This window comes from Micromonospora sp. SL1-18, assembly GCF_047921505.1.
Lineage (GTDB): Bacteria > Actinomycetota > Actinomycetes > Mycobacteriales > Micromonosporaceae > Micromonospora.
Genome location: NZ_JBLROA010000042.1, coordinates 1 through 24,999, shown reverse-complemented (window position 1 = coordinate 24,999; position 24,999 = coordinate 1). Strand labels below are relative to the sequence as shown.

Sequence of the window (24,999 nt, the reverse complement as noted above, 5' to 3'; positions counted from 1 at the left end):
GCGTCAGGCGGTAGGCGCGACGGCCTCCCGGTCGGCGGCGTCGACATCGGCGGTCCGGCCGGCCCGGTGCGCGACGCCGCCGCAGACCAGCACGTACGCGAGGAAACCGAGCCAGGCCAGCGTGCCGATCACCAGCTTCACCACGGGTGGCAACGGCGACGGCGTGACGAATGCCTCGATGATGCCGCTGACGAACAGCACCGGCACGAGGCCCAGGGCGACCACCAGCCCGGATCGGCCTGCGGTGGCGACCGCCTGCCCCCGGGTACGCAGCGGCCCCGGGGCGATCCACGACCAACCGATCCGTAGCCCCACCCCGGCCGCCACGAAGACGCAGGTCAGTTCGAGCAGGCCGTGCACGAGCAACAGGCTGAGGAACAGGTCGGTGCGGTCATGGCCGACCATCACGCCGCCGACGATCCCCAGGTTGAGCGCGTTCTCCCACAACACGTACAAAGCGGGGAGCACGATCACACCGGAGGCGAGGCAGATCGCGGAGACCCAGGCGTTGTTGGTCCACACCGCGAAGCCGAAGTTCTGCGCGGCCGCGCTGCTGTAGTACGCCTCGAAGTCATGCTCCACCAAAGACGTGATCTCCTCCTGCGACATGAACCGCAGTGGTATGTCGGGGTTGCCGGCCACGATGGCGATGAGCAGCGCGCTCAGCGCCACGAACGCGATTCCGGTTCCGATACACCACAACCCGGCCCGGTAGATCTCAAGCGGGAACGCGGTGGTGAAGAAGCGACGTACGCCGGTCCAGCGAAACCCGGTGGATGGCGTCACCGCGGCCCGCGCGGCGAGCACCAGGCGGGTGAGCGTGGTGGCCAGATCGGGATCGGGTGAGCGGCTCTGCACGATCGACAGATGGGTGGCCGCGCGGCGGTAGAGCATCACCATCTCGTCCACCTCGGCCGCGGTCAACTTGCGGCGAGGCCGGCTGAGCAGCGTGCGTAGCCGCTGCCATTCCGGCCCGTGTTCGGCGGCGAACGCGTCCACGTCCACGACGGCTCCCCGAGGTCGGCGGCGTAATCGACAAGGGCGACCCGGTGCCGACCTCCCGGCCGGCCCGGGGGCGGCCCCCGCAGAGCCTACCGGTCGGTCAGACTGTCGCGGTGACCCTCGACGCCACTCCGGCCGTATCCGCCGACGCCGCGCCGTCATCGCCCGCGCCGCCGCCCCCACCGAGCGCCGCCGGGCCGGCGTCGTCCGCCGTGGCGCCCAGTGCCGCCGGACCGTCCTCCCCGTCGGCGACGGCGGGAGGCGGCACCGTCCGGTTTGTCACCGGCGACGCGGTCAGCCTGGATCTGCCGGTGGCCCAACTTGGCTCCCGGATGCTGGCCCGACTGGTCGATCTGGTGATCCAGGTGGTGCTCTACCTCGTGCTCGCCATGGTCGTGCCGATCCTGCTCCTGCTGCTGCAGGCGATCGGGGTGGTGGCGTTCGACGACGCGCTCTACGCCGGAGCCATGGTCCTGGTCGCGGCGCTGGTGCTCGTCGGCTACCCGGTGACCATGGAGGCGCTGACCGGCGGCCGGACCCTCGGCAAGCTCGCGCTCGGGTTGCGGGTCGTCCGCGACGACGGCGGGCCGATCCGGTTCCGGCAGGCCGCCACCCGGGGGCTGGTCAGCGTGGCCGTGGAGTGGCCTGGACTGATCGCGCCGCCGCTCACCTGGCTGGCCAGCATCTGGACGATGGCGGTCAGCCCGCAGGCCAAGCGGCTGGGCGACTACGCCGCCGGCACGCTGGTCATCCACGAGCGGACCGCGGCCCGCTGGGGGCGCTACCCGGTACTGCCCCCCGCCCTGGCCGGTTGGGCCGCGACGCTGGATCTGGCCGGTTTGGACGACGATCTGGCGTTGGTGGTGCGGCACTTCCTGTACCGGTCGGCGGAGCTGCGCGAACCGGCCCGCAGCCGGCTGGCCAGCCAGCTGATGGCCGAGGTCGCGGCGGTCGTCCGGCCCGCACCCCCGGCCGGCCTGCATCCGGTCCTGTATCTGGCGACGGTGCACGCCGAGCGGCATCATCGGGCGGCAAACCGGCTCAGGGCAGTGAGCAGTCGCACGGCGGCGATGTGGCCGGGCCTGGTCCGCCCACCCCGCCCGGCGGTGATGTGGCCGGGCCTGGCCGGCCCACCCCACCCGGCGGTGCCCGTCGCGGCGCCCGGGCCCACGCCGCCGGCTTCGCGGCCGGCCGTGCCGCCACTGCGACCGCCGACGCAGCGAGACCCCGGCGGGACCGGCGGGCCGGGTGAGGCCGGCGGACCGGGCGGGTCAGGCCCGAGACCAGCTTGACTGGTAGGAAATTCCCTACCTATTGTGCGGTCATGACCGTTACCTACGTGCAGCTCGTCTCCGTACCCGTCAGCGACCAGGACCAGGCCCGCGACTTCTACGTCGACGTCCTGGGCTTCGACCTGGTCTGGGACAACCCGATGGGGCCCGGCGGCCGCTGGGTCCAGGTCGCCCCGAAGGGCGCGGCGACCGCCCTGACCCTGGTCACCTGGTTCCCTACCATGCCACCCGGCTCGCTCAAGGGCCTCGTCCTCGAGACCGACGACCTCGACGGCGACGTGGCCCGGCTGCGCGAACAGGGTGTGATCCGCGCCGACGACGGCATCCAGACCGCACCCTGGGGCCGGTACGTCACCTTCGACGACCCAGACGGCAACGGCATTGTGCTCCAGGCGACCCGTGTCTGAGGGGGACGTCTTCGCGGCGCTGGCCAACCCCACCCGCCGGGAGGTGCTCCGGCTGCTGCTGGAGCGGGGCGAGCAGCCGGTGCAGCGGCTCGCGGACCACTTCGACATGCGCCGGCCCAGCCTGTCGGAGCACCTGAAGGTGCTCAAGGATGCCGGGCTGGTGACCGAACAGCCGGTCGGCCGGCAGCGGTACTACGCGCTGCGGCCCGAGCCGTTGCGCGAGGTGGCCGACTGGCTCGGCCCGTACGAGCGGTTCTGGCGGGCCCGCCTGGCCGACCTGCGCGAGGTGCTGGACGAGCTGCCCGATGAGTGAGCCGACGAGCATCGCCGTGGACCAGTTCCTGGCTCACCCGCCAGCCAAGGTCTGGCGCGCGCTGACCGATTCCGATCTGCTGGCCCGCTGGCTGATGCCGAACGACTTCGGTCCTGTCCCCGGGCACCGGTTCACTTTCCACACCGCTCCCCGCTCTGCCCTGACCCCCACGCCCAGCCCACCTCTGCGGTGTGGCGCGGGCCGGCCACCTGGCGTGCTGGCTCGGCGGCGATGGATCCGTGAAGCGCTTTGGAGCTGATGTCGTCAACGACTCAGTCGGTTCGCCGGGTGGGTGCCTGGAGGGGCCGGGCCGGTGAGTCGTTCGTGATGTCAGCTCCAAAGGCGGACTCCGGTTATCGTCCGTCGGCGCGGCCCGCGGCCCGCGGCCCGCGGCCCGCGGGGTGCCGGGTGCCGGGCGCCGGGCGCCGGGCGCCGGGCGTCAGGCAGTCGGTGGGACCAGGAGGGCGTGCAGACCCGCCGGGTCGGCCACCTCGGGGAGGTCGCGGGCGGCGAGCCAGGCGGCTGCCGCGGCCCCGTCGCCGGCCGTGTGCAGTGGCGCGTCCGGCCAGCGGCGGGCCAGTTCGGCGCGGACCGCGTCGGCGAGCGGGGTGTGCCCGGTGAGCAGCCCGCCGCCGAGCACGACCGGTTCGGCCGCTCCGACCGGCCGGATCCGGGAGACGCTCTCGGCGAGCAGTGTGGCGGCCTCCCGGATGAGCGCCAGGGCGGCTGGTTCCGCCTCCCGGGCCGCAGCCACCACGAGCGGCGCGAGCCGGGCCAGCTCGAGCGGCGGGCGCCGGGTGACCGCCTGCACGACCGCTTCGGCGGTCGCTCGTGGGCGGGCCGCCACCTCGGGCGAGCCGGTCAGTTCGGCGAGTACCCGGCGGCCCAGCTCGCCGGGCGGGTCGGCGCGGTCCAGGTCGGACAGTAGAAGGCGGACCGCCTCCCGGCCCAGCCAGAACCCGGAGCCGGCGTCGCCGAGCAGCCAGCCGTGCCCGTCGGCGGTGCGGTCCAGGTGCAGGTCGCGTACCTGGGCGGCGATGGCGCCGGTGCCGGCGATGAGCACCGTGCCGTTTGGAGCGGAGGTGCCCGAGGCGTACGCGACCAGGGCGTCGCCGTGCACGGTGTACGGGCAGCGCAGGCCCGCGTCGGCCCAGGCGCGGTCGAAGGCGGCCTGGCCCTGTGGGTCGGTGAGGAGTCGGCCGGCCCCGGCGAGCCCGATGACGCCGGCGCGTACCCGGGCGGGGTCGACGTCGGTGAGCGCGGCGCGCAGCGCGGCGAGCAGTTCGGCGGCGGCCCGTTCGGCGCCGTGGCTGGTCGGGTTGCCGCCGCCGGCCTGGCCGGTGCCGAGGCGTACGCCGTCGAGGTTGAGGGCGGCGGCGCGGGTGGCGGTACCCCCGACGTCGAGGCCGACCACGACGCTGTCGGACATCCGGTGCGGCCTCCCTGCGCTCGGGTGTCGTGATCCTTCATGCTGGTCGGCCCGGCTTGCAGAAGCAAGATCCGGGCTGTGTCCCAGGTAACGGTTTGAAAACTTCGCCCACGGCCTTGACACGGAGGGTCGTTTAGTAAGAACTTTTACCACTAACAGTAAACACTCTTTTCGGAAGGGCATCCCATGGTTGATCACGAGGTGGACACCCCCGCGGGGACCGCGGTGGTCGACGCCGACGCGGTCGACCGGCGGGGTGCGGCGGGCGTTCCCGCCGACGGCGTGCTGGCCAGAGTCCGGGCCGGGGCGGGGGAGCTGACCGGGGCGTTGCGCCGGGTCGCCGAGCACGTGCTCAGCGACCCGGAGGCGACGGCGCGGGCCACCATTGTGGAGTTGGCCGAGCGCAGCGGCACCTCACCGGCGACCATCACCCGGTTCTGCCGGGCGATGGGCTTCGAGGGCTACGCCGATCTGCGGCTCGGCATCGCGGCGGAGACCGGCCGGGCGCGCTCGGCGGGCTGGACCGTCGACATCGGCCGCGAGATCCAGCCCAGCGACCCGCTGTCCCGGGTCCTCGACCAGATCATGGCCGCCGACACCCGGGCCATGCACGACACCGCCGCGCTGCTCGACCTCGCCGAGGTGGAGCGGGCCGCGGTCGCGATCGCCGGCGCGAGCCGGGTGAACATCTTCGGCGCCAGCGGCAGCGCCCTGGTCGGCGAGGAGATGCAGTTCAGCCTGCACCGCATCGGGGTAGCCGCCTGGGCCTGGAGCGACGTGCACGAGGGGCTGGCCGGCGCCGCGCTGCTTGGCGCCGGCGACGTCGCGCTCGGCATCTCGCACACCGGGCAGACCCGCGAGACCATCGAGCTGCTCGCCGAGGCGGACAGTCGGGGCGCCACCACGATCGCGCTGACCGGCTTCCCCCGCTCGCCGCTGGCCGAGCTGGCCGACATCGTGCTGGTCACCGCCAGCCAGGCCACCACCTTCCGGCCGGACGCGCTCTCCGCCCGGCACCCGCAGCTCGTCGTGCTCGACCTGCTCTACGTCGCGGTGGCGCAGCGCACCCACGACCGCGCCCATGCGGCCTTCCGGCGTACCGCCCAGGCCGTCCACGGCCACAAGGCCGCGAAGGGGGCCGCGTCATGATCAGTGCCCGACCGTACGCCGAGGCCGCCGGCGGCCCGGCGGCGCTGGTCCGGCAGCACGGCCACCCGCTGAGCACGGTCACCTCGGTCGAGCACACCGCCCGGGTCGCCCCTCGGCACCCGTCCGGGCACCGGCTCGCCGACCTCGCCGACGTTGTGCCGGACAACGGCGCGCCGTACGGCGACGCACTGCTGCCGCTTGAGGGCGGCGGCACGGTCTGTGCGGTCTCATCGGTCACCGCGGCGCTGCTGGCGCGGCTGCTGACCGCCGAGGTCGTACGACGGTTCCACCAGGCCGGGGAGGTATCCCCTATCTACCTCTCCGCCAACGTCCCCGGTGGGGACGAGCACAACCTCGCCCTCGAGTCGCGGTACGCCGGGCGCCTCCGGCGTACCGCCTGACCCGACACCACCAAGGAGAGACGAAGATGCCGGTTACTCCCGAGAACCTCGGCGACCTCAGCCGTCGGACCCTGCTGCGGCGTGCCGCTGCGGCCGGCCTGCTCGCCACCCCGGCGATGGGCCTGCTCAGCGCCTGCGCCGGCAGCTCGCCGAGCAAGTCCGACGACACCGGTGGCGCGAAGAGCAAGGACAACCCGTTCGGTGTGAAGGACGGCAGTGCCGTCAAGGTGGTCATCTTCAACGGTGGCCTCGGTGACCAGTGGGCGAAGGAAGACAAGGTCATCTTCAATGCCAAGCATTCGAACATCACGGTCAACATGAGCTCCACTCAGAAGATCAAGACCGAAGAGCAGCCGAAGATGGCGACGCAGCCGAGCGACGTGGTCATGAACTCGGGTGCGGACCAGATGGACCGCAGCACGCTGATCAACGAGGGTGCCATCGAGCCGCTCGACGACCTGCTCACCGCTCCGGCGTGGGACGGCGAGGGCACGGTTGCCGACTCGCTGCTGCCGGGCACGGTCAGCGACGGTAGCCAGAACGGCAAGTTCTACGTCGTGAACGTGGCCTTCACGGTCTGGGGCAACTGGTACAACGCCGCCCTGTTCAAGAAGGAGGGTTGGCAGCCGCCGACCACCTGGGAGGAGTTCTTCGCGCTCGCCCCGCAGATCAAGGCCAAGGGCATGGCGCCGTACGTCCACGACGCGGTCCACGGCTACTACCCTCGGTGGGCGCTCATGGCGAGCATCTGGAAGACCGCGGGCAAGCAGGTGATCGTCGACATCGACAACCTCAAGGACAACGCGTGGAAGGCCGATGGCGTCCTCAAGGCGCTGGAGCCGTGGGAGAAGCTGGTCAAGGACAAGCTGCTCCTGCCCGGCAAGCTCGACCACACCCAGTCGCAGCAGGCGTGGCTCGACGGCAAGGCGGCGTTCATCCAGGTCGGCACCTGGCTGAAGAACGAGATGTCGGCGACCATTCCGCCGGGCTTCGAGTTGACCCTGTCCGACTACTGGTCCAACGCGGACGACAAGGCGCCGAAGGACGTGTTCGCCGCCTCCGGCGAGGGTCTCGTCGTGCCGAGCAAGGCCCCCAACAAGGCGGCCGCCAAGGAGTTCCTGCGGGCGGTCCTGTCGAAGGAGGGCTCGGCCAAGTTCGCCGAGCTGACCAAGTCCCTGGCCTCCACCAAGGGCTCGGGCGACAACGTGCAGGACTCCGCGCTCGCCAGCGCGAACAATCTCATGAAGAACGGCGGCAGTGAGTTCATCTCGGTCAAGTTCCAGGACTTCTACGCCGACCTGGACAAGGAGAGCCAGAACCTGTCCGAGGAGCTGATGGCGGGCCGGCTCACCGCGCAGCAGTTCGTCGACAAGATGCAGGCGGCCGCCGACAAGGTCGCCAAGGACTCGTCGATCACGAAGCAGACCCGTACCTCCTGACCTGATCGGAAGTGTGAGTCGAATGCGGCACGGAGTTACGCGTTTCGTCACGGGCTTCCTGGCCCTGCCCGTCGCGCTGTACCTCTTCTACGTGGTGTGGCCCTTCGCGCAGGCGGCGGGATACTCGCTGACCGACTGGGGCGGGTACTCGGATTCCCAGCGCTTCGTCGGACTGGAGAACTACGTCCGGCTGTTCTCCGACGAACTGATCAGGATGGCGTTCTGGCACAACGTCTTCTTCCTGGTCACCGTGCCGCTGTTCACCATCGCGCTGGCCCTGCTCCTCGCGTTCCTGCTCAACGTGGGCGGACGCGAGGACAGGGCCGGCATCCGCGGGGTGTTCGGCTCCGGGTTCTACAAGATCGTGTTCTTCTTCCCGCAGGTGCTGTCGCTGGTGCTCATCGCCGTCATGTGGCAGCAGATCTACCGCACCGACGGCCAGGGCCTGATCAACGGCCTGCTCATCAAGATCGGGCTGGTGGACGCGGACAACCCGATCGCGTTCACCGCCGATCCGGAGCCCTTCCTCGGCGTGCCGGCGGTGCTGTGGTGGTTGCTGTTCATCGCGGTGTGGAGCGGCGCCGGCTTCTACATGGTGCTCTTCTCCGCGGCGATGCAGTCGATCCCGAAGGAGATCTACGAGGCGGCGATCCTCGACGGTGCGGGACGCTTCCACACCTTCTTCCGGGTCACCCTGCCGCTGCTGCGGGACACCGTCTCGGTGGCCTGGGTCTACCTGGGCTTCATCGCGCTGGACATGTACGCCCTGGTCTTCGTCATGACCCCGAGCCAGGGCGGCCCGAACCACGCCAGCGAGATCTTCGCGTCGGTGCTCAACTTCACCGCGTTCCAGAAGGGCCAGTACGGCTATGCCTGCGCGATGGGTGTCGCGCTGGCCATCTTCACGATCCTGCTCGCCGCGGTGCAGCTGAGGATCACCCGTCGTGAACGTATCGAGTTCTGAAGGAGGCGCGACGATGAGCACGGCGACACACGGTCTCGGCCGTACCGACCAGGCCGGCACGTCCCGCCCGGCACCCGTACGGCGAGCGCGAGGTCCACGGGCAGGCGTGGGTGCCCGGATCTTCAACGGCTTCTCCCACCTGTTCCTGGTGGTCTGGGCCCTGATGGTGATCTACCCGCTGCTGTGGGTGGTGATGTCGGCGTTCAAGGGCGACTCGGAGGTGATCCGCGAGCCGCTGTCCCTGATCCCGAGCAAGCTGCACTGGGACAACTTCTCCCGCGCCTGGTTCGGTGGGCACCTCGGGTCGTTCTTCCTCAACACGGTGCTGGTGCTGGCCGGCAGCGTCACCCTGACCATGCTGCTCGGCTCGATGGCCGCGTACGCGCTGGCGCGCTACGAGTTCCGCGGCAACCGGCTGATCTACTTCATGTTCCTGTCCGGCCTGACCCTGCCGATCTACCTGGCCGCGGTGCCGCTGTTCAAGGGCGTCTACAACATGGGCGTCACCTTCCCGCTGCTCGGGCCCAACAAGCACCTCATGCTGATGGTGGTCTACATCGCCTGGTCGCTGTCGTTCACGATCTTCTTCATGCACTCGTTCTTCCGGACGCTGCCCGACTCGATCGCCGAGGCGGCCATGGTCGACGGGGCCTCCCACACCCGGACCTTCTTCAGCGTGATGCTGCCGATGGCCAAGCCGGGCCTGATCAGCATCGGCATCTTCAACGTGCTCGGCCAGTGGAACCAGTGGTACCTGCCGACCCTGCTCATGCAGTCGCTGTCCGGCGAGCCGAAGCACCAGGTGATCTCCCAGGGGCTGATCGAACTGTCGGTCAACCAGGGCTACAGGTCCGACTGGTCCGGCCTTTTTGCCGGCGTCACCATGGCCACGCTCCCGGTCCTCATCGTGTACATCGTCTTCCAACGCCAGGTCCAGTCCGGCCTCACCGCCGGCGTCAGCAAGTAACCCCGCCGGTCGCCCCGAGGGCACAGATTCACGCAAAGAGTGGCCATTCCGCGCCGGATGGCCACTCTTTGCTCTGAAAGAGGGCACTCGTGATCCGACCCGGGGCGGCGCGCGGGGGAGTGTCGGAGGGCCGAGGCAGAATCGCGTTCGTGCTGGTGGCGGTGGTGTCGGACGAGCGGGGCGGGGGAGTGCTGCAACCCCTCGATCCCGCCGGTCGGCCCGCCGGCCCGGCCGAGTCGGTGGTCGACCTGGCCACCGCGGTGGCCGCCCGGGAAGCCGCCGACGGGCCGCGCTGGATCTGGGCCACCGGGGTCCCGCTCTACCCAGCGCTGCTGCGCGCCGGTGTCCGGCTGGACCGCTGCCACGACGTCGAACTCACCGAGGCGCTGCTGCTCGGCCACGCGGGCCGCTGGGGCGAGCCCCGCTCGCTCGCCGCCGCCTGGGCCCGACTGACCGGCGCGCCGGTGCCGCCCGACCCGGCACCCCGCCCGCCGGAGCCACCCGGCCACGGCCAGGACGCGCTCTTCGACGCGCCGTCCGGCCCGCCCGGTCCGGGCATCGAGGCGTTGACCCGGGTGTACGCGGACCAGCTCGACCGGGTCGCGGCCACCGGGCACCCCGGCCGGTTCCGGCTGCTGGTCGCCGCCGAGTCGGCCGGCGCGTTGATCGCCGCCGAGATGGGGGCGGCCGGACTGCCCTGGCGGGCCGACGTGCACGACGCGATCCTCGCCGACCTGCTCGGTGAGGCGTCGCCGGTCGGCGGGCCGCCCCGCCGGCTGGCCGAGCTGGCCGCCCGGATCGCCGAGGCGTTCGGCGTACGCCAGTTGCACGCCGACTCCCCGGCGGAGCTGTTGAAGGCGTTCGCCCGGGCCGGCGTGGAGCTGCCGAACACCCGGGCCTGGGTGCTGCGCGGGGTGGAGCACCCGGCGGTGCCGCTGGTGCTGGAATACAAGGAGCTCTACCGGATCTGGACGGCGCACGGCTGGGCGTGGCGGGACGCCTGGGTCTCCGGCGGGCGCTTCCACCCCGAGTACGTGCCGGGCGGGGTGGTCTCCGGCCGGTGGGCCACCCGGGGCGGCGGGGCGTTGCAGATCCCGAAGGTGATCCGGCGCGCGGTGGTGGCCGATCCCGGCTGGACGTTCGTGGTGGCCGACGCGGGGCAGCTCGAACCGCGGGTGCTCGCCGCGGTCTCCGGCGACGAGCGGCTGGCCGCCGCCGGTGGTGCCGGGGACCTCTACGCCGCGCTGGCCCGGGACGCCTTCGGCGGTGACCGGGCCCGCGCCAAGGTGGCCCTGCTCGGCGCCATGTACGGGCAGACCGGCGGCGCGGCGGTGCCCGCCCTCGCGGTGCTCAAGCGCAACTACCCGACCGCGTTCGGGTACGTCGAGGCGGCCGCCCGCACCGGCGAGGCGGGCGGGCTGGTGCGGTCGTGGCTGGGGCGTACCTGCCCACCGGGCTCGGTGGGCTTCGGCGGCGGGGAGGAGGCGGATCCGGACGCCGGGGCGGATCCGCAGAGCCCGCAGGCCCGGGCGGCCCGGTCCCGGGGCCGGTTCACCCGCAACTTCGTCATCCAGGCCACCGCCGCCGAGTGGGCCGCCACAATGCTGGCCACGCTCCGGGCGGCCCTCGCTGGCACCGGTGCTGAGCTGGTCTTCTTCCAGCACGACGAGGTGATCGTGCACTGCCCGGCCGGGCGGGCCGACGCGGTCGCGGCGGCGGTCACCGCCGCGGAGGCCCAGGCCACCCGGCTGCTCTTCGGCGACACCCCGGTCCGGTTCCCGCTGGATCTGTCCATCGTCGACTGCTACGCCGACGCGGCATAGTCCCACAAATTTCCGTTTTGCCCCGCTACCCCCGTGCGGGGGCACTCGTTGGTCGGGTGTGCGTACGACGGGACGGACCGGACGCGGCTGCGCCGGTCCGTCCCCCTGGTCGAGGGGGCACAACTGAACCGGATCGCAGGAATGATCATCGCCGCTGGTGGCGGTCGCCGGATCGGCGGACCCGAGGCATTGCTGCACCAGGGGGAGAAGCCCCTGGTCAGCCGGATGATCGACACAATGGGTGAGGCGGGCTGCGAGCAAGTCGTGGTCGTGCTGGGAGCGGCGGCCGACCTGGTCCGCGAGACGACAGACCTGGCCGGGGCCACCGTGGTGGTCAACCGGGCGTGGGGGACCGGGGTCGGTTCCTCGATCCGAGCCGGCCTGGCCGCGCTGACCGACGAGGGGATCGAAGCGGTCGTCGTGGTGCCCGTCGACATGCCCGGGCTCACCGCCACCGCGGTCCGGCGGGTGGCCGCCCTGCCGTATCCGGACGTGCTGGTCTGCGCCACCTACGACGGGCTGCGCGGCTACCCGATGCTCTTCGGCCGCCGGCACTGGTCCGGCATCGCGACCCTGGCCAGCGCAGACGTCGGCGCCCGGCCGTATCTGCTGGCACACAAGGACCAGATCGTCGACATCGCCTGCGACTCCGTGGCCGACGGCAGCCGGATCGACAGTCCGGAACTGATGGCGCTCTACGGGCTTTCCATCCCCGAGCAGCGGGTCGGCGTCTGAGGGCAGCCCACAGCCGCTGGGAAGCGCTCGGCGTGGAGTTGGCATCGCCCTGTGCGTGCGGGCCGGATCCGACGAGGGGATCCGGTGAACGTCATCCTGCGTGGCGGGCGCTGACATCCTCCTGGGCCAACGACGACGTGTACCGCCGGGCGCGGCGCGCCGCCGCTTCACGAGAAGGTGTCCGTCCGCAGCGGACGACCAAAAGGCAATGCAAGGAGATCTCACCCCCTGCCACTTTTAACCTATAGCGGACTGGGGGGCTTGCCGCAAGACCCGGGTCGTGCCGCAGAATCGTCGGCCGGACCAAGAGCGGACGAAGGCATGGGGGCACGACGTGCGTGTGTTTTTGTCGACCTGTGGGGGACGCGGTGACGTCGGACCGCTGGTGGGACTGGCGATGCGGTTGCGGGCGCCCGGCGCGGAGGTGCGGGTGTGCGTGCCGCCCGACTGGGCGGAGTGGCCGGCCGACTCGTCCAGCACGGCTGCCTCGGAGGTATCGCGGTGAGCGAGCAGTACGTGTTGGGTCTTCAAGAGGTTGACGAGATGCAGGTCGCGGTCGTTGGCGGCAAGGGCGCGCACCTGGGGGCGCTGTCGCGGATCGAAGGTATCCGCGTGCCGGCTGGTTTTTGCCTGACGACGGACGCGTTCCGGCGGATCATGGCGGAAGCGCCGTCGATCGATGATCGGCTCGATCAGCTGTCGCGCCTGAACCCGGACGACCGGGAGGCGATCCGCACGCTCAGCGCGGAGATCCGCCGGACCATCGAAGGGATCGCCATCCCGGGCGATCTCGCGGCGGCGATCACCCGCGCTCTCGCCCGGCTCGGCGAGCAGGCCGCCTACGCCGTCCGATCCAGCGCGACGGCAGAGGACCTGCCTACGGCCTCTTTCGCCGGCCAGCAGGACACGTACCTGAACGTCGTGGGCCCGGCCGCGATTCTCCAGCACGTCAGCCGGTGCTGGGCGTCGCTGTTCACCGAGCGGGCCGTGACCTACCGCCAGCGCAACGGCATCGACCACCGTACGGTGCACATGGCCGTGGTCGTGCAGCAGATGGTCTTCCCGCACGCGGCCGGCATCCTGTTCACCGCCGACCCCGTCACGTCCAATCGGAAGGTCGCCTCCGTAGAGGCCAGCTTCGGCCTCGGCGAGGCGCTGGTCTCCGGCCTGGTGAACCCGGACGTCTACAAGGTGCGCGACGGCGAGGTCGTCGCCAAGGCGGTCGGCACCAAGCAGCGCGCCGTCCTCGCCGTGCCGGCTGGCGGGACGCGCGACGTGGCGATCGAGCCCGAGCGGCAGGAGCAGCCGGCGCTGACGGATGCGCAGGTCGTGCGGCTCGCGCAGCTCGGCCGGCGGATCGAAGCGCACTTCGGCCGCCCCCAGGACATCGAATGGTGCCTGGTCGACGACGGCTTCCAGATCGTCCAGAGCCGGCCGATCACCACGCTGTTCCCCATCCCCGAGTCCGGCGACCGGGAGAACCACGTCTATCTCTCGGTCGGCCATCAGCAGATGATGACCGACCCGATGAAGCCCCTGGGGCTCTCCTTCTGGCAGATGACGACCCCCGCGCCGATGGCCGAGGCCGGCGGCCGCCTGTTCGTCGACGTCACCCAAAGGCTGGCCTCGCCGGCGAGCCGCGCCGGCCTCCTGGAACTCGTGGGGAGATCCGATCCGCTGACCGGGGACGCGCTGCAGACCATCCTCGAGCGCGACGGCTTCATCCGGCCGCTCCCTGACGAGGGTCCCCCCGGGCCACTGCCTGGCGGCGCGCCAGCCCCGATCGAGACCGATCCGGCCATCGTCACCGAGCTGATCGGGCGCAGCGAGGCATCCATCGCCGCCTCGGAACGCGACATCCGGACGAAGTCCGGAGAGGCGCTGCTCGACTTCATCCGGGCGGACATCCAGGAGCTGAGGCGGATCTTGTTCGATCCGCAGAGCCATCAGGTGTTCATGTCGGCGATGGAGGCCACGTGGTGGCTCAACGAGCGGCTGGAGGCGTGGCTGGGCGAGAAGAACGCGGCGGACACGCTCACGCAGTCCGTGCCCCACAACGTCACGTCGGAGATGGGGCTGGCGCTGCTCGACGTCGCTGACGTGATCCGCCCACATCCGGACGTGGTGGCGTTTCTGCGGCACGTCGAGGACGAGGGCTTCCTGGACGAGCTGCCCAAGCTCACGGGCGGGCGGGAAGCGCGAGACGCCATCGAGACGTGGCTCGACAAGTACGGCATGCGCTGCGTCGGCGAGATCGACATCACGCGGCCGCGTTGGAGCGAACGCCCCTCCACGCTCGTGCCCATGATCCTCGGCAACATCAAGAACTTCGAGCCGGGAGCCGGCGAGCGGCATTTCGAGCAAGGCCGGCAGGAGGCCTGGAAGAGGGAGCAGGAGCTGCTGGAGCGCTTGCGGGCCCTGCCGGACGGGGAGCGCAAGGCCGAAGAGACGAAGCGGATGATCGACCGGGTCCGGACCTTCATCGGGTACCGGGAGTATCCGAAGTACGGCATGGTCAGCCGCTACTTCGTGTACAAGCAGGCCTTGCTGGAAGAAGCCGAGCGCCTCGTGCGGGCCCACGTACTTCGTGAGAAGGAAGACATCTTCTACCTCACGTTCCAGGAGCTCCACGACGTCGTGCGCACGAACCGCGTGGATGACCAGCTCATCGGCCGGCGCAGGGACGCGTTCAGGTCGTATCAAGCGCTCACGCCGCCCCGGGTGCTCACGTCCGACGGCGAGGGCGTCGCCGGGGCGTACCGACGCGACGACATGCCGGCCGGTGCGCTGATCGGCCTACCGGTCTCCGCCGGGACCGTCGAAGGGCGGGCCCGCGTCATCCTCGACATGGCACGGGTCGACCTCGAACCGGGCGACATCCTCGTCACGGCCCACACGGACCCCAGCTGGACGCCCCTCTTTGTCGCCATCGCAGGCTTGGTGACGGAGGTCGGAGGATTGATGACTCACGGCGCAGTGATCGCACGGGAGTACGGATTGCCGGCCGTCGTCGGTGTGGTAGATGCCACCCGACTGATCCCCGATGGGCAACGGATCCGCGTGCACGGAACCGACGGGTACGTCGAGCTTCTGCCTTGACTGATCACACCGAGAACGCCCCTGGTGGCCCCGCGGGCAGTTCAGCCCGCGGGGCCTCTTGTCACGCGCTCAGTTCCACAGTTGGAAAGAGTCGCTGCCGGAGCAGGCCCACTGGAAGATCTTTCCGTTCTGGCCGACGCTCGATGCGTCGGCGTCCAGGCACGTCCCGGAACCGGCGTTGTGCAGCCCGGCGTTGGCGTCGCCGTTGGTGTTGAGCTGCCCGCTGCCCGAGAACCACCACCGCTGGTAGGCATCGCCAGTGGTGTTGCAGGCCCACTGGAAGATCGCACCGCCGTTGCGGACGTCCGATGCGTTGGCGTCCAGGCACGTGCCGGTACCGACGTTCTGGAGCACCGGGTTGTAGTTGTTCGCACCGACCACCACGCGCCACTGCTGGTAGCTGTCGCTGCTGTTGCAGGGCCACTGGGCGATCCGGCCGCCGTTGCGTACGTCGGACGAGATGGCGTCCAGGCAGGTGCCGGCGCCCCGGCTCTTCAGCTGGAACGAGAACCCGGTGATGGCGTCGCGCGCCGTGTTCAGGTAGTTCTTCCACGCCCCGTTGTTGTACGTCGACCACGGCGTCCAGTTACTGCCGTGGCTGGAGATGTTCCACGCCGCGTTGGCGTTGCACTGGACCTGGTAGGCGCAGGCGTCACTGACCTCGGAGTGCCAGTAGTCGTTGATCTGCCACAGGCCCCGGTCGATCGAGCCGGGGTTGTAGCCCTTCGCCGACGGGTTGCAGCTTGACTCGGCCATGGCGACCGCCACCGCGACCACGATCTGCCGGACGTTGCCCGCGGAGGTGCTGACGTTCGCCGTGTACGAGAAGCCGGCCTTGGCGGCCACCTTGGCGCAGACCGTGGCGGCGGCGGAGGCCGCCGCGGTCATCGTGTCCGCGGACGCGGCGGCCCCCGCGTTCAGGGATGCCGGCACCCATGCGGCGCTATTCGCGCTACCGGCGGCCGAGGCTGGGGCCGCACCTAGCGGAATCATCAATACGGCGGCCAGCGCCACGGCCAGCAGCCGCGCCGGCCGAGTCCGGCCGGCGCCTTGCCACCACGGGAATCTTCTGCTTACGGGATCGGATCGCACACATGCCTCCTCGGACGGGGTGTATCCGCTAGGGACCTGCGCTGCCCACTGTGCACTTCGCTGCGAGCGGCGAGCCAATATTAGATCCAGGTATTTGGATGTGGCTATGGCAGATCCGGACTGCCAGGAATCTGACGGTTGATATGCATCACTACCTGTGTAGGCTTTTCAAGCGTGGCAGAAGCCGTCGGGGGAACTGGCCGGGCACCTTGGCGTGTCCGGATTCGAAACACCGAAGGGGAAGTTCTCGGCGCCGGAATCATTGTCTCGCCCTGCCAGGTGCTGACCTGCGCGCATGTGTTGGCCGAGCCCACCGATCCGCTCGGCTGCCCGCGGCACGCCACGTTCGTCGTGGACGTGGTGGGCCCGCCCGGACCCTCCGTGGTCAACGCCCGGGTCATGCCCGACAGCTGGTTGCCGCCAACCGACGACAAGCACGGCGACCTGGCCCTGCTCGAACTTGACCGGCAGGTGCCGGATGACCAGGTTGCCGCCCTACGCCTGCTGCCGGACTGGTGGCCGGAGGGAAAGGCGTACGGCTACCCGGAGGACTTTCCTGACGGGCTGTGGGTGGATGTGCGACTCATCGGCTGGGACAGCGACGAACGGGTGCAGCTCGTCCAGAAGGATCAGCCACATCTGAGGGTGGCACCGGGATTCAGCGGTGCTGGTGTCTGTGCGCCGCCGGACGACCCGGCGTATGTGGTCAGCGTGGCGCTGGACGAGCACGGCAAATCGGTTGGGGCGTCGTGGATGGTACCGATGGACACGGTCGTGCGGCGCCTGCCGATGCTCGCGGACCGGGTGCGACCCTGGCCACCGGGAACCGTCGATGTCGCCAGGCTGATCCAGGACTACCTGGCTGGGCACCTACCGATGCCCGTGATCGTGGTCCTCACCGGTGCCGCCGACTCGCCCGCGTCGAGGGTGCTCTCCGGCAGCGATCCGCGGGATCGGCCCGGCGACGGGCAACCAGCGGGCAGCGACGGCAACGTGCGGATCGATGCGTCGGGCAAGACAGCCGAGGAGGTGGCCGTGCAGGTCGCCAGCGCGCTCGGGCTCGATGCAGAGGGGGCACGAGCGCTGAGCGACTACCAGGGCAGCATGTCCGGGAAGAGGGTGATCCTCGAGGACATCGATGGGGCCGCCGACCCCGACCTGGTGGTCTCCGAGGTGGTCACCCCACTCGTCCGCCGGAACGGGCGAGTGGTCGCCGCGTTCCGCTGGGCGGCGCCACCCAGCGCCGTAGCCCTCGGCGTCGAGACACTGGCCACCCTCGTGGACGAGATCGGCGAAGCAGAGCGCGCGGCGCAGGTCCGGCAGCGGCGGGTAGCCGCGCGGATCGCAGGCGTACCGGAGGTACCGAGCCAGGCGGCCGAGCTGCGTCAGCGGCTGGCCGACCTCCGGGCGGCCGCCGATGGACGGCAGGTGGTTGCCGCGGTGGCCGCGGCGGCGGGGGACGCCGAGCGGGCCCGCCAGGTGATCCGCGACGTGGTGGCGCGGCTGGACGAGTCCCTCGCCCGCCGCGATGAGCTGCGGGGCCGGCTGGAGGCGTACCGGGCGATGGCCGCGGCGGGCGAGCTGGTCGAGGACATCGACCTCAGTGAGTTGTACGGGGCGGCGCGGGGGCCGCTGTGGCGCGGCCGCTGCGACCTGGCGGTGGCGGCAGAGGCGGTGACCCGCTACGTGCGGGCGGTACACGAGAAGCTGAACCATCGGGGTGCCTCATGAGGAAGTGCCCGTATCCGCCGTGCCAGGGGACCATCGACGAGACGGGGTACTGCGACGGGTGCGGGCGCCAACCGGCGGCGGCCAACGTCGAGGCCGCACCTCCGCTGCCGGACACGCCCCGGCCCACGGACACCGGCGTGCCGGTGGCCGGCCTGGTCAGACTGCCCCGGCACACGTTCCCCGACCCGTCGAGCCGGGTCAAGGACGAGCGCAGCCTGTCGCGCGGCACCGGCGGCAGCTGCGCCAACTGCCAGGAACCCGTCGGCAAGGCGTACGGCGACCAGCCGGCGTTGCTGACGGGTTTCTGCCCGCGATGCCGTACCCCGTACTCCTTCAAGCCCCACCTCGAGCGGGGTGATGTGGTGGCCGATCAGTACGAGGTCATCGGCCCGCTGGAGCGCGGCGGCTTCGGCTGGGTGTACCTGGCCAAGGACCAGCACCTGGGCGGCAACTACGTGGCGCTCAAGGGACTGATCAACAACAGCCGGAAAGACGTGGCCATCGCGATCGCCGAGCGAAACTTCCTCAGGAGCATCGACCACCCGAACATCGTGCGGATATTCGACTTCGCCCGACACGGGACAGACGAGCTCGGCGAGCAGACCGGGTACATCGTGATGGAGTACCTCAACGGCAAGACGCTGGAGACGATCGTCAGCGAGGCGGCGGCCCGGCGCGCGGCGATGCCACTCGAGCACATCCTCGGGTACGGGCACGTGATCCTCGCCGCACTCGACTACCTGCACGGGCGGGGGCTGCAGTACACCGACATGAAGCCGCCCAACGTGATGTGTACCGAGGACCGGGTCAAGCTCATCGACGCGGGCGGGGTGCGCCGCCTCGGCGACCGGGACTCACCGCTCGCCGTCACCGACGGCTTCTGCGACCGGGCGGAAGCAGACCACAGGGACATGAGCGTCGGGACCGACCTGTATGCGCTCGGCATGACCCTGCAATTCCTGTTCGCACGGAGCGGCCCCCGACACGACGACGAGGTCGGGCCGGCCGTGGAGTCGTTCCGGCGTCTGGTCAACCGGGCCATCCTCGACGCCGCGCAGCGCGACGGCCGGTTCCGCTCGGCGGCGGACATGTCCGAGCAGCTGACCGGGGTGCTGCGCGAGGTGCTGGCGCTGCGGCAACACCAGGAGCACCCCGAGCGCTCCACCCTGTTCGCGCCAACGCCCGTACTGCTCGACGTCGGGCTCGGCGCGGCACCGCCCCTGGCTGACTGGACGGCAGCGGACATCGTCTCCGTGCCCGGCCGCCCGGACCCGCGACAGGTGGCAACCGGGCTGCCGGTACCGCTCGCGCATCCGGATGACCCGAATGCCGAACTGCTGGCCACGATGACCGCGCCCGACCCGGACAGCCTGCTGCGGCAGACCGCCGCGATCGAGCCGGACTCCGTCGAGGTGCAACTCATCCGCTGCCGTGCTCACCTTGAGCTGTCCGAGCTGGACCGCGCGGGCGCGTGCCTGGACCGGGCCGAGGAACTCGCCGGTGCCGCAGCGGGCGGCCACCACTGGCAGACGGCCTGGTACCGCGCGTTGCTCGCGCTCGCCGGCCGGAAGCTCGACGAGGCGAGGGGCGCGTTCGACACGGTCTACGACGCACTGCCCGGTGAGGTGGCGCCGAAGCTGGCGCTCGGGTTGTGCGCGGAGCTGGCGGGGCAGGCCGAGGAGGCCGAACGCTACTACCGGGTGGTGTGGCACCGGGACCGCGCGTACGCCAGCGCCGCGTTCGGGTTGGCCCGCATCCATCTGGCCCGCGGCGAACGAGACCGCGCGCGGGCGATCCTGGACGAGGTTCCCCGGGTCTCACCGCACTTCCGCGCGGCCCGTACCGCCGCTATCCGCGCGGGCATCAGCGACCTCGACGCCTCCTCGGGCGCGGCGCCGACGGCCGCGGACCTGACCGATGCGGTGTCGCGGCTGTCGCGCGGCGAGGACGGCGGCTCGCCGGGCACGGGCGAGGCCGGGGAACGCCTGACCGCCGCCGTACGCGGGGCCGTGCTGGCGTGGTTCCTGGCCGGCACGAACGAGCTGTTGGCCGGCAACGCCGTACTGGGCGACCCGGTCACCGAGCACGGCCTGCGTAGCCGCCTCGAAGAGTCGTACCGCGTGCTGGCTCGGCAGGCGCGAAGCGTCGACGAACACGGCGCGCTCACCGACCTGGCCAACACCGTCCGCCCGATCACACTGTGGTGAGGTGAGCATGCAGCACACGACGGCTCCGCTCGGGTTCGCGCTCACGGTCAGCCAGAACCCGTACCTGTGGCTGGAAGACCGGGAGATGCACGCGGTCATCACGGTGTCCGCGACCCACCCCGAGCCCAGGGACGGCCCGGTGCCGGCCGCGGAGCCGGATGCCCGGCAGATCGCCGAGGTCATCGTCATCGACTGCTCCGGGTCGATGGGTTACCCGAGCACGAAGATCGCCGCGGCCAGACGCGCCACCAAGGCCGCGGTCGACATGCTCCCCGACGGCGTGCGGTTCGCGATCGTGAAGGGCACGAGCACTTCGTCCATGGTGTACCCGGACAAGGATGCCCTCGCGGTCGCCAGCGCCCAGACCCGCGCCGAGGCCAAGCAGGCCGTCGCCGGCCTTGACGCGTACGGCGGAACCGCGATCGGCTCCTGGCTGAGCCACACCCGGCGGCTGATGGAGCCGTACCCGTCGGCCGTGCGCCATGCGCTGCTGCTGACCGACGGCCACAACCAGCACGAGACCGCGGCGCAGTTGACCACCGCGCTGGACGAGTGCGCCGGGCACTTCGTCTGCGACGCCCGTGGCATCGGAGACGACTGGCACGCCGACGAACTGCTCCGGATCACCTCGGTGCTGCGCGGCGCCGCCCGCGCCGTCACCGCCGAATCCGAGCTGCGGGCAGACTTCGAGGCCACCATGCAAGCCGCGTTGCGCAAGCTCATCCCCGACCTACGCCTCCGGATCAGCACCACACCGCAGGCCCGCCTGCGTTTCATCAAGCAGGTGTATCCCACCGAGACCGCCCTCACCGACGCCACCGCGGCCATCGGCGCGCGTGCCGCGGATTTCTCCACCGGTTCCTGGGGCGCCGGCGACGTACGCGCCTACCACCTCTGCCTGGACCTCGACCGGGGCGACAGCCCGGAATTCGAGGATCTCCGGGTGGCCCGCGTCGACCTACTGCTGCAGGACCGCAGGCAGACCGACCCGGTGCCGGTGCTGGTGCACTGGACCCACGACCGGATCGCGTCCAGCGTCGTGGACTCCGACGTGGCGCACTACCTGGGCTGGGAAGGGTTCCAGCACGCGATCGCCGCCGGGTGCCGAGCCTACGAACGCGGCGACCCGGCCGCCGCGCAGGCCGAATGGGGCGATGCCGCACGGTGGGCGGCCACCCACCACGACCAGCGGGCGATGGCCGTCCTGGAGCGCCTCGTCGAGATCACGGACGCCGCCACCGGCCAGGTACGGATCAAGGAAGGTATCCAACCCATCTGGCTGCACACGGCACAGGTGGGTGCTTCCCACACGTCACGCCCGCACGACGACCCCACCGCCGATCGCCCGGATCAACCGACCGGGCCCGAGCAGATCTGTCCCAAGTGCGAACGGCGGGCGCCCGCCGGAGCGGCATTCTGCGAACAGTGCAACACGCGGCTCGGCAGCCGACCCGCACCGGGGGTGGGGACGTGAGCGGAACCTCGTCGACCCGGCTGGCGCTGCGGCGGTGGTTCGCCGCGCTCATCGCTGCCGCAACGGCCGTCCTGCTGATCTCGGTGGGTGCGGGGTTGGCGCTGCGCGGCACCGCCAGCGAATTCCACACCCACGGCGCACCCTCCATCGTGGCCGTACGCGCCGCCCAGGGAGCGCTGATCGAAGCGGATGCGAGCGCGGTGTGCAGCTTCGCCAGCGGCGGTGCTCGGGTGGCCGGACCCGGCGAGCAATACCAGAACCAGATCTCCGTCGCCAACCAGAGCCTCGCCCAGGTCGCCCAGCACAACGTGGCGGGCGACGACGCCATCCAGACGGTCCAACTGGTCAACGGCCTGCTCGTCACGTACACCGGCCTCATCGAGCAGGCCGACGCGGCGTACCGGCAGAACCAAGCCCTCGGCGCCGTCTACCTGTGGTACGCCTTCCGTCTGCTCCACGACCCGAAGGCAGGCATCCTGCACCATCTCGACGAGCTCTACGAGGCCGAGAAACAGGCGCTGGAGGGGCAACTGCGCCTCGGCGGCACCAGCGGATGGTGGATCCTCGCCTGGGCGCTACCGTCCGCCGCCCTGCTCACGCTGCTGGTGCTCGCCCAGCTTTACCTGAGCCGCCGCTTCCGCCGCCGAGTGCACCCATGGCTGGCCCTGGCCACGATCCTGCTGCTCGGACTCGTGGCCGGCATGGCCGTCACGGCCCACCACGGACAACAGGTGTCGAACGCCTGGCGCACCACCGATGCCGCCGCCGCCCGCTGGAAGGACGAGCAGACCAGCACCGCACAGCAGGTGGAGCGGCAACTGAACTCCGCCGTGCTGGGCGGCTGCGCGCAGACGACCGACGCCCGATGCCCCACCCCGGCCAGCAGCTTCGGAGCGGCGAACCAGAACATCGGCTGCGGCGCCCGGCCAGCCGCCCTGTCCCCCGGAAACGACCTGCACGCCGCCAACGCGCTCGCAGCCGGTGCCGCCAACACCAACCTGAACCAAGCACTGGTGCTCGCGGCGGCGTTGAGCATCATCGCGCTCGTGGTGCTGGGCTTCCGTAAACGGATCGACGAGTACAGGTACCGATCGAGATGACTTTCGAACCGAGACGATACGTACGCGCCGCCGCCGCGGTGGCCGCCGTGCTGCTGACCACGGGCCTGGGCGCCTGCGCCAGCGGAGGCAGTGGCAGCGTCTCGGTGCTGGTGCCATGGACCGAGGACGAAAAAGACCAGTTCCGAGCCGTGCTGGACAAGTTCGAGGAGCACAACCCCGACATCAAGGTCCGGTACACGGGCTCCCGCGCCGTCAGCGAGGTCCTCGCCTCGGCCGTACAGCGCGGATCCCCGCCCGACATCGCGGTGCTGTCCAGCCCGGGAGAGTTGGCAAGCTACGTCGGGTACGGCCTCAAGCCGCTGGACACGGTGCTGGAGGCGCCAGCAACCCGCAGCGAACAGTGGCAGACGCTGGAAAAGCTGGGTACCGACCAACAGTACGGCCTCACCATCAAAGCCGACCTCAAAAGCCTCATCTGGTACCGCACCGACCAGTTCCCGAAGCGGCCATCGAACTGGTCCGATTTCAAGGGAAAGCCATGGTGCCTGGGCATGGAAGCCACCCCCGCGTCCGGCTGGCCCGGCACCGACTGGGTAGAGGACCTGCTGCTGCACCCGCCGGACGCGAACGGGTCCACGGACCCAAAGCTGGCCACGGACACGTATCGGCAATGGGCCTCCGGCGCCATGCGATGGTCAGACCCCAGCGTCAGCCGGGCCTGGAAGGCCTGGGGGGACCGGCTGACCGCATCCGGCGCGGTGCCCGGCGGCCTGAGCACCGCGCTGCTCACCAACTTCGGCAAGGCCGACCGCGACCTGGCCGACCCCGACCGGGCCGGCAGGACACCGCAGTGCGCCGCGAACCACCAAGGATCCTTCGCGTTGGCCGGCTACCCGGCCAACGCTGTCGACGTCGTGCCGTTTCCCGACTCGTCCGGCGGGCCGGGACGAAGGTGGGAGGTGTCGGCCAACCTCGCGGGCATGTTCAACAACACGGAGCCGGCGCGCAAGCTGCTGCGGTACCTGGCGAGTGATGAGGCCCAACAGATCTGGCCCCAGAACAGCCGAGGCACCGTCTTCTCCGTGAACAAATTCGAGCGCGCCGGCCCCGACGCGGTCTACACGACCCCGGCGAGCCGGAACATCGCGGCCGTTCTCGCCGGAGTCGCCTGCGATGACGGCCCCGACTGGTGCGGCCATCCAGATCAGGCGACCCTCTGCTTCGACGCCTCGGACCTGATGCCGCCGGCCGTGACCGCCGCCCTCTACCGCACGATCGTGGAGTACCTGATCGGCCTGGACAGCAGACGCACGGCACCGCCCGAACACCTGCTGAGCCGGCTCGACACCGTCAGACTCGCCGCACTGCGCGACAGCGGCGGGACGGCGAGCGGCGGGACGGCGACCCGAAAGTACTGGTGGGACCCGGCGACCGTGTGCGCCGAGCCGCGATAGCCGCCATGCCCGCCGTACAACCCACTGAAGGGAAATCGGTAACGTGACCCAGTTGGCAAGATTCGACCTTGACGGCGGCGGCTCGGTGCTCGTCGAGGTCGATGAGAAAAAGGGCGTACAGCCAGCGGGCAAGCCGGGAAAACTCATCCAGGACGCCGGACTGTCCTTCGCCAACGCCCTGACCGACGTGCGCGACGCCGCGTCCGCCGCCCTAGACAAGTTCCGTGGGATGGTGCACGAGCCGGACGAGGTCGAGATCAAGTTCAGCGTCCAGTTGGATGCCGAGGTCGGTGCCATCATCGCGCGAACCGGCATATCGGGGAACCTCGAAGTCACCGTCAAATGGGGTCGCCCTGACGCGGAGCGGGCCGGCGGCGCCACGCCGAGCACATAGAAACACGGGTGGGTCGGGGCCACCATGTGTCCCCGGCCCACCCGCCGGTCGTCGAGCCCAGCCGCTTCTACCAGGATGCGGGGCAGTGCTCCGCCGTTTAGGGCCGGGGGTGAAGGCCCGTGCGGGAGGGTCGCCAAGGCCCGGGCGTGTTTTAACCCGGCTGGTTCTGCTGTTCGATGTATTGGTGCAGGACTGACAGGGGTGGGCCTTCGATGGTGCCGGCGAAGTAGGAGCCGGACCACAGGCGGGTGCCGCGCCAGAAGTGGCGGCGGATGTTGGGGTAGTCGCGGCGTAGGTAGCGGGAGGATACGCCCTTGAGGGAGTTGACCAGTTTGGACAGGGCCACCTTGGGCGGGAAGTTCACCAGTAGGTGGATGTGGTTGTCGTCGCCGTTGAACTCGACCAGTTCGCACTCGAACTGTTCGCATACCTGGCGCATCACTTGTTCGAGGTAGCGCAGGTGTTCGTCGGTGAAGACCCGTGCTTGGTGCTTCGTGACAAGACCAAGTGGGCGTGGAGCAGGAAAGGGCAGTGTCTGCCGGTGCGAACCGGGTAATCGGTGGCCA

20 protein-coding genes and 2 pseudogenes are annotated in these 24,999 nt (G+C 70.6%); 18 read left to right on the top strand and 4 right to left on the bottom strand.

Going from position 1 to position 24,999, the window contains the following annotated elements; genetic code table 11:
* Nucleotides 1-3: 3 nt before the first annotated feature.
* Nucleotides 4-1,005 carry a stage II sporulation protein M gene (locus ACNAW0_RS20050; RefSeq protein ID WP_416289461.1) on the bottom strand — a complete coding sequence of 334 codons (1,002 nt, stop codon included), beginning with the start codon at nt 1,003-1,005 and terminating at the stop codon, nt 4-6.
* 110 nt (nt 1,006-1,115) lie between these two features.
* Between ACNAW0_RS20050 and ACNAW0_RS20045 the strand changes: the two genes are divergently transcribed.
* Genes ACNAW0_RS20045 through ACNAW0_RS20030 form a run of 4 tightly spaced genes read left to right on the top strand, consistent with a single transcriptional unit; the run spans nt 1,116 to nt 3,273 of the window.
* Complete coding sequence (locus ACNAW0_RS20045; protein WP_416289460.1) at nt 1,116-2,294, top strand: RDD family protein; 1,179 nt, start codon at nt 1,116-1,118, stop codon at nt 2,292-2,294.
* A gap of 32 nt (nt 2,295-2,326) precedes the next feature.
* On the top strand, nt 2,327-2,701 hold the full coding sequence (locus tag ACNAW0_RS20040; RefSeq protein WP_416289459.1) for a glyoxalase superfamily protein: 375 nt from the start codon (nt 2,327-2,329) through the stop codon (nt 2,699-2,701).
* Nucleotides 2,694-3,014 (top strand): ArsR/SmtB family transcription factor, encoded by a 321-nt coding sequence (locus ACNAW0_RS20035; protein ID WP_416289458.1) that lies wholly within the window; start codon nt 2,694-2,696, stop codon nt 3,012-3,014. The genes ACNAW0_RS20040 and ACNAW0_RS20035 overlap by 8 nt, the downstream gene beginning before the upstream one ends.
* Nucleotides 3,007-3,273: an SRPBCC family protein gene (locus tag ACNAW0_RS20030; RefSeq protein ID WP_416289457.1), complete on the top strand. Its 267-nt coding sequence runs from the start codon at nt 3,007-3,009 to the stop codon at nt 3,271-3,273. Before ACNAW0_RS20035 ends, ACNAW0_RS20030 begins: the two co-directional genes overlap by 8 nt.
* Before the next feature lie 180 nt (nt 3,274-3,453).
* Here the strand turns inward: ACNAW0_RS20030 and ACNAW0_RS20025 are convergent, their stop codons facing one another.
* The gene (locus tag ACNAW0_RS20025; protein WP_416289456.1) at nt 3,454-4,443 is read right to left on the bottom strand and encodes an N-acetylglucosamine kinase; all 990 of its coding nucleotides are present in this window, start codon (nt 4,441-4,443) and stop codon (nt 3,454-3,456) included.
* Nucleotides 4,444-4,629: 186 nt separating this feature from the next.
* Between ACNAW0_RS20025 and ACNAW0_RS20020 the strand changes: the two genes are divergently transcribed.
* From ACNAW0_RS20020 to rph, 8 genes and pseudogenes are all read left to right on the top strand, one after another.
* Entirely contained in the window at nt 4,630-5,592 is a 963-nt protein-coding gene (locus ACNAW0_RS20020) for a MurR/RpiR family transcriptional regulator (protein WP_416289454.1), read from the top strand.
* Between the two features lie 38 nt (nt 5,593-5,630).
* Nucleotides 5,631-5,993 (top strand): annotated as a pseudogene (locus ACNAW0_RS20015) (sugar isomerase); the annotation flags it as partial.
* Between the two features lie 26 nt (nt 5,994-6,019).
* Nucleotides 6,020-7,432 (top strand): N-acetylglucosamine/diacetylchitobiose ABC transporter substrate-binding protein, encoded by a 1,413-nt coding sequence (gene ngcE, locus ACNAW0_RS20010; protein WP_416289453.1) that lies wholly within the window; start codon nt 6,020-6,022, stop codon nt 7,430-7,432.
* A gap of 22 nt (nt 7,433-7,454) precedes the next feature.
* Entirely contained in the window at nt 7,455-8,396 is a 942-nt protein-coding gene (locus ACNAW0_RS20005) for a carbohydrate ABC transporter permease (RefSeq protein WP_416289452.1), read from the top strand.
* Between the two features lie 13 nt (nt 8,397-8,409).
* Nucleotides 8,410-9,363, top strand: a complete 954-nt coding sequence (locus ACNAW0_RS20000; protein WP_416289451.1) for a carbohydrate ABC transporter permease — start codon at nt 8,410-8,412, stop codon at nt 9,361-9,363.
* Nucleotides 9,364-9,512: 149 nt separating this feature from the next.
* On the top strand, nt 9,513-11,186 hold the full coding sequence (locus ACNAW0_RS19995) for a bifunctional 3'-5' exonuclease/DNA polymerase (RefSeq protein WP_416289450.1): 1,674 nt from the start codon (nt 9,513-9,515) through the stop codon (nt 11,184-11,186).
* 141 nt (nt 11,187-11,327) lie between these two features.
* Nucleotides 11,328-11,921 carry a nucleotidyltransferase family protein gene (locus ACNAW0_RS19990; protein ID WP_416289449.1) on the top strand — a complete coding sequence of 198 codons (594 nt, stop codon included), beginning with the start codon at nt 11,328-11,330 and terminating at the stop codon, nt 11,919-11,921.
* A gap of 501 nt (nt 11,922-12,422) precedes the next feature.
* On the top strand, nt 12,423-15,020 hold the full coding sequence (gene rph / locus ACNAW0_RS19985; RefSeq protein ID WP_416289448.1) for a rifamycin-inactivating phosphotransferase: 2,598 nt from the start codon (nt 12,423-12,425) through the stop codon (nt 15,018-15,020).
* 69 nt (nt 15,021-15,089) lie between these two features.
* Here rph and ACNAW0_RS19980 read toward each other — a convergent pair whose 3' ends face one another.
* A complete protein-coding gene (locus ACNAW0_RS19980; RefSeq protein ID WP_416289447.1) occupies nt 15,090-15,953 on the bottom strand; it encodes an RICIN domain-containing protein in 864 nt (287 codons plus the stop codon).
* Between the two features lie 333 nt (nt 15,954-16,286).
* Here ACNAW0_RS19980 and ACNAW0_RS19975 point away from each other — a divergent pair, with 333 nt between their 5' ends.
* From ACNAW0_RS19975 to ACNAW0_RS19950, 6 genes are read left to right on the top strand one after another with little or no spacing between them, the layout of a single operon-like run.
* Nucleotides 16,287-17,843, top strand: coding sequence for a trypsin-like serine protease (locus tag ACNAW0_RS19975; RefSeq protein WP_416289446.1), 1,557 nt, complete (start codon nt 16,287-16,289; stop codon nt 17,841-17,843).
* A complete protein-coding gene (locus tag ACNAW0_RS19970) occupies nt 17,840-20,050 on the top strand; it encodes a tetratricopeptide repeat protein (protein ID WP_416289445.1) in 2,211 nt (736 codons plus the stop codon). The genes ACNAW0_RS19975 and ACNAW0_RS19970 overlap by 4 nt, the downstream gene beginning before the upstream one ends.
* Nucleotides 20,051-20,057: 7 nt before the next feature.
* Entirely contained in the window at nt 20,058-21,524 is a 1,467-nt protein-coding gene (locus tag ACNAW0_RS19965; RefSeq protein WP_416289478.1) for a VWA domain-containing protein, read from the top strand.
* A complete protein-coding gene (locus ACNAW0_RS19960) occupies nt 21,521-22,624 on the top strand; it encodes a hypothetical protein (protein WP_416289444.1) in 1,104 nt (367 codons plus the stop codon). Before ACNAW0_RS19965 ends, ACNAW0_RS19960 begins: the two co-directional genes overlap by 4 nt.
* Entirely contained in the window at nt 22,621-24,039 is a 1,419-nt protein-coding gene (locus ACNAW0_RS19955; RefSeq protein WP_416289443.1) for an ABC transporter substrate-binding protein, read from the top strand. Before ACNAW0_RS19960 ends, ACNAW0_RS19955 begins: the two co-directional genes overlap by 4 nt.
* Nucleotides 24,040-24,082: 43 nt before the next feature.
* On the top strand, nt 24,083-24,433 hold the full coding sequence (locus ACNAW0_RS19950) for a CU044_2847 family protein (protein ID WP_416289442.1): 351 nt from the start codon (nt 24,083-24,085) through the stop codon (nt 24,431-24,433).
* Nucleotides 24,434-24,584: 151 nt separating this feature from the next.
* On the opposite strand, the pseudogene tnpA reads toward ACNAW0_RS19950, so the two are convergent.
* A pseudogene (tnpA, locus tag ACNAW0_RS19945) lies at nt 24,585-24,999 on the bottom strand (IS200/IS605 family transposase); the annotation flags it as partial.

Excerpts from the sequence above, each read along its gene's own strand:
- ACNAW0_RS20040 (WP_416289459.1), top strand. The coding sequence starts at position 2,327 with ATGACCGTTACCTACGTGCAGCTCGTCTCCGTACCCGTCAGCGACCAG.
- ACNAW0_RS20030 (WP_416289457.1), top strand. The coding sequence starts at position 3,007 with ATGAGTGAGCCGACGAGCATCGCCGTGGACCAGTTCCTGGCTCACCCG.
- ACNAW0_RS20025 (WP_416289456.1), bottom strand. The coding sequence starts at position 4,443 with ATGTCCGACAGCGTCGTGGTCGGCCTCGACGTCGGGGGTACCGCCACC.
- ACNAW0_RS20020 (WP_416289454.1), top strand. The coding sequence starts at position 4,630 with ATGGTTGATCACGAGGTGGACACCCCCGCGGGGACCGCGGTGGTCGAC.
- ngcE (WP_416289453.1), top strand. The coding sequence starts at position 6,020 with ATGCCGGTTACTCCCGAGAACCTCGGCGACCTCAGCCGTCGGACCCTG.
- ACNAW0_RS20005 (WP_416289452.1), top strand. The coding sequence starts at position 7,455 with ATGCGGCACGGAGTTACGCGTTTCGTCACGGGCTTCCTGGCCCTGCCC.
- ACNAW0_RS20000 (WP_416289451.1), top strand. The coding sequence starts at position 8,410 with ATGAGCACGGCGACACACGGTCTCGGCCGTACCGACCAGGCCGGCACG.
- ACNAW0_RS19990 (WP_416289449.1), top strand. The coding sequence starts at position 11,328 with ATGATCATCGCCGCTGGTGGCGGTCGCCGGATCGGCGGACCCGAGGCA.
- ACNAW0_RS19970 (WP_416289445.1), top strand. The coding sequence starts at position 17,840 with ATGAGGAAGTGCCCGTATCCGCCGTGCCAGGGGACCATCGACGAGACG.
- ACNAW0_RS19965 (WP_416289478.1), top strand. The coding sequence starts at position 20,058 with ATGCAGCACACGACGGCTCCGCTCGGGTTCGCGCTCACGGTCAGCCAG.
- ACNAW0_RS19955 (WP_416289443.1), top strand. The coding sequence starts at position 22,621 with ATGACTTTCGAACCGAGACGATACGTACGCGCCGCCGCCGCGGTGGCC.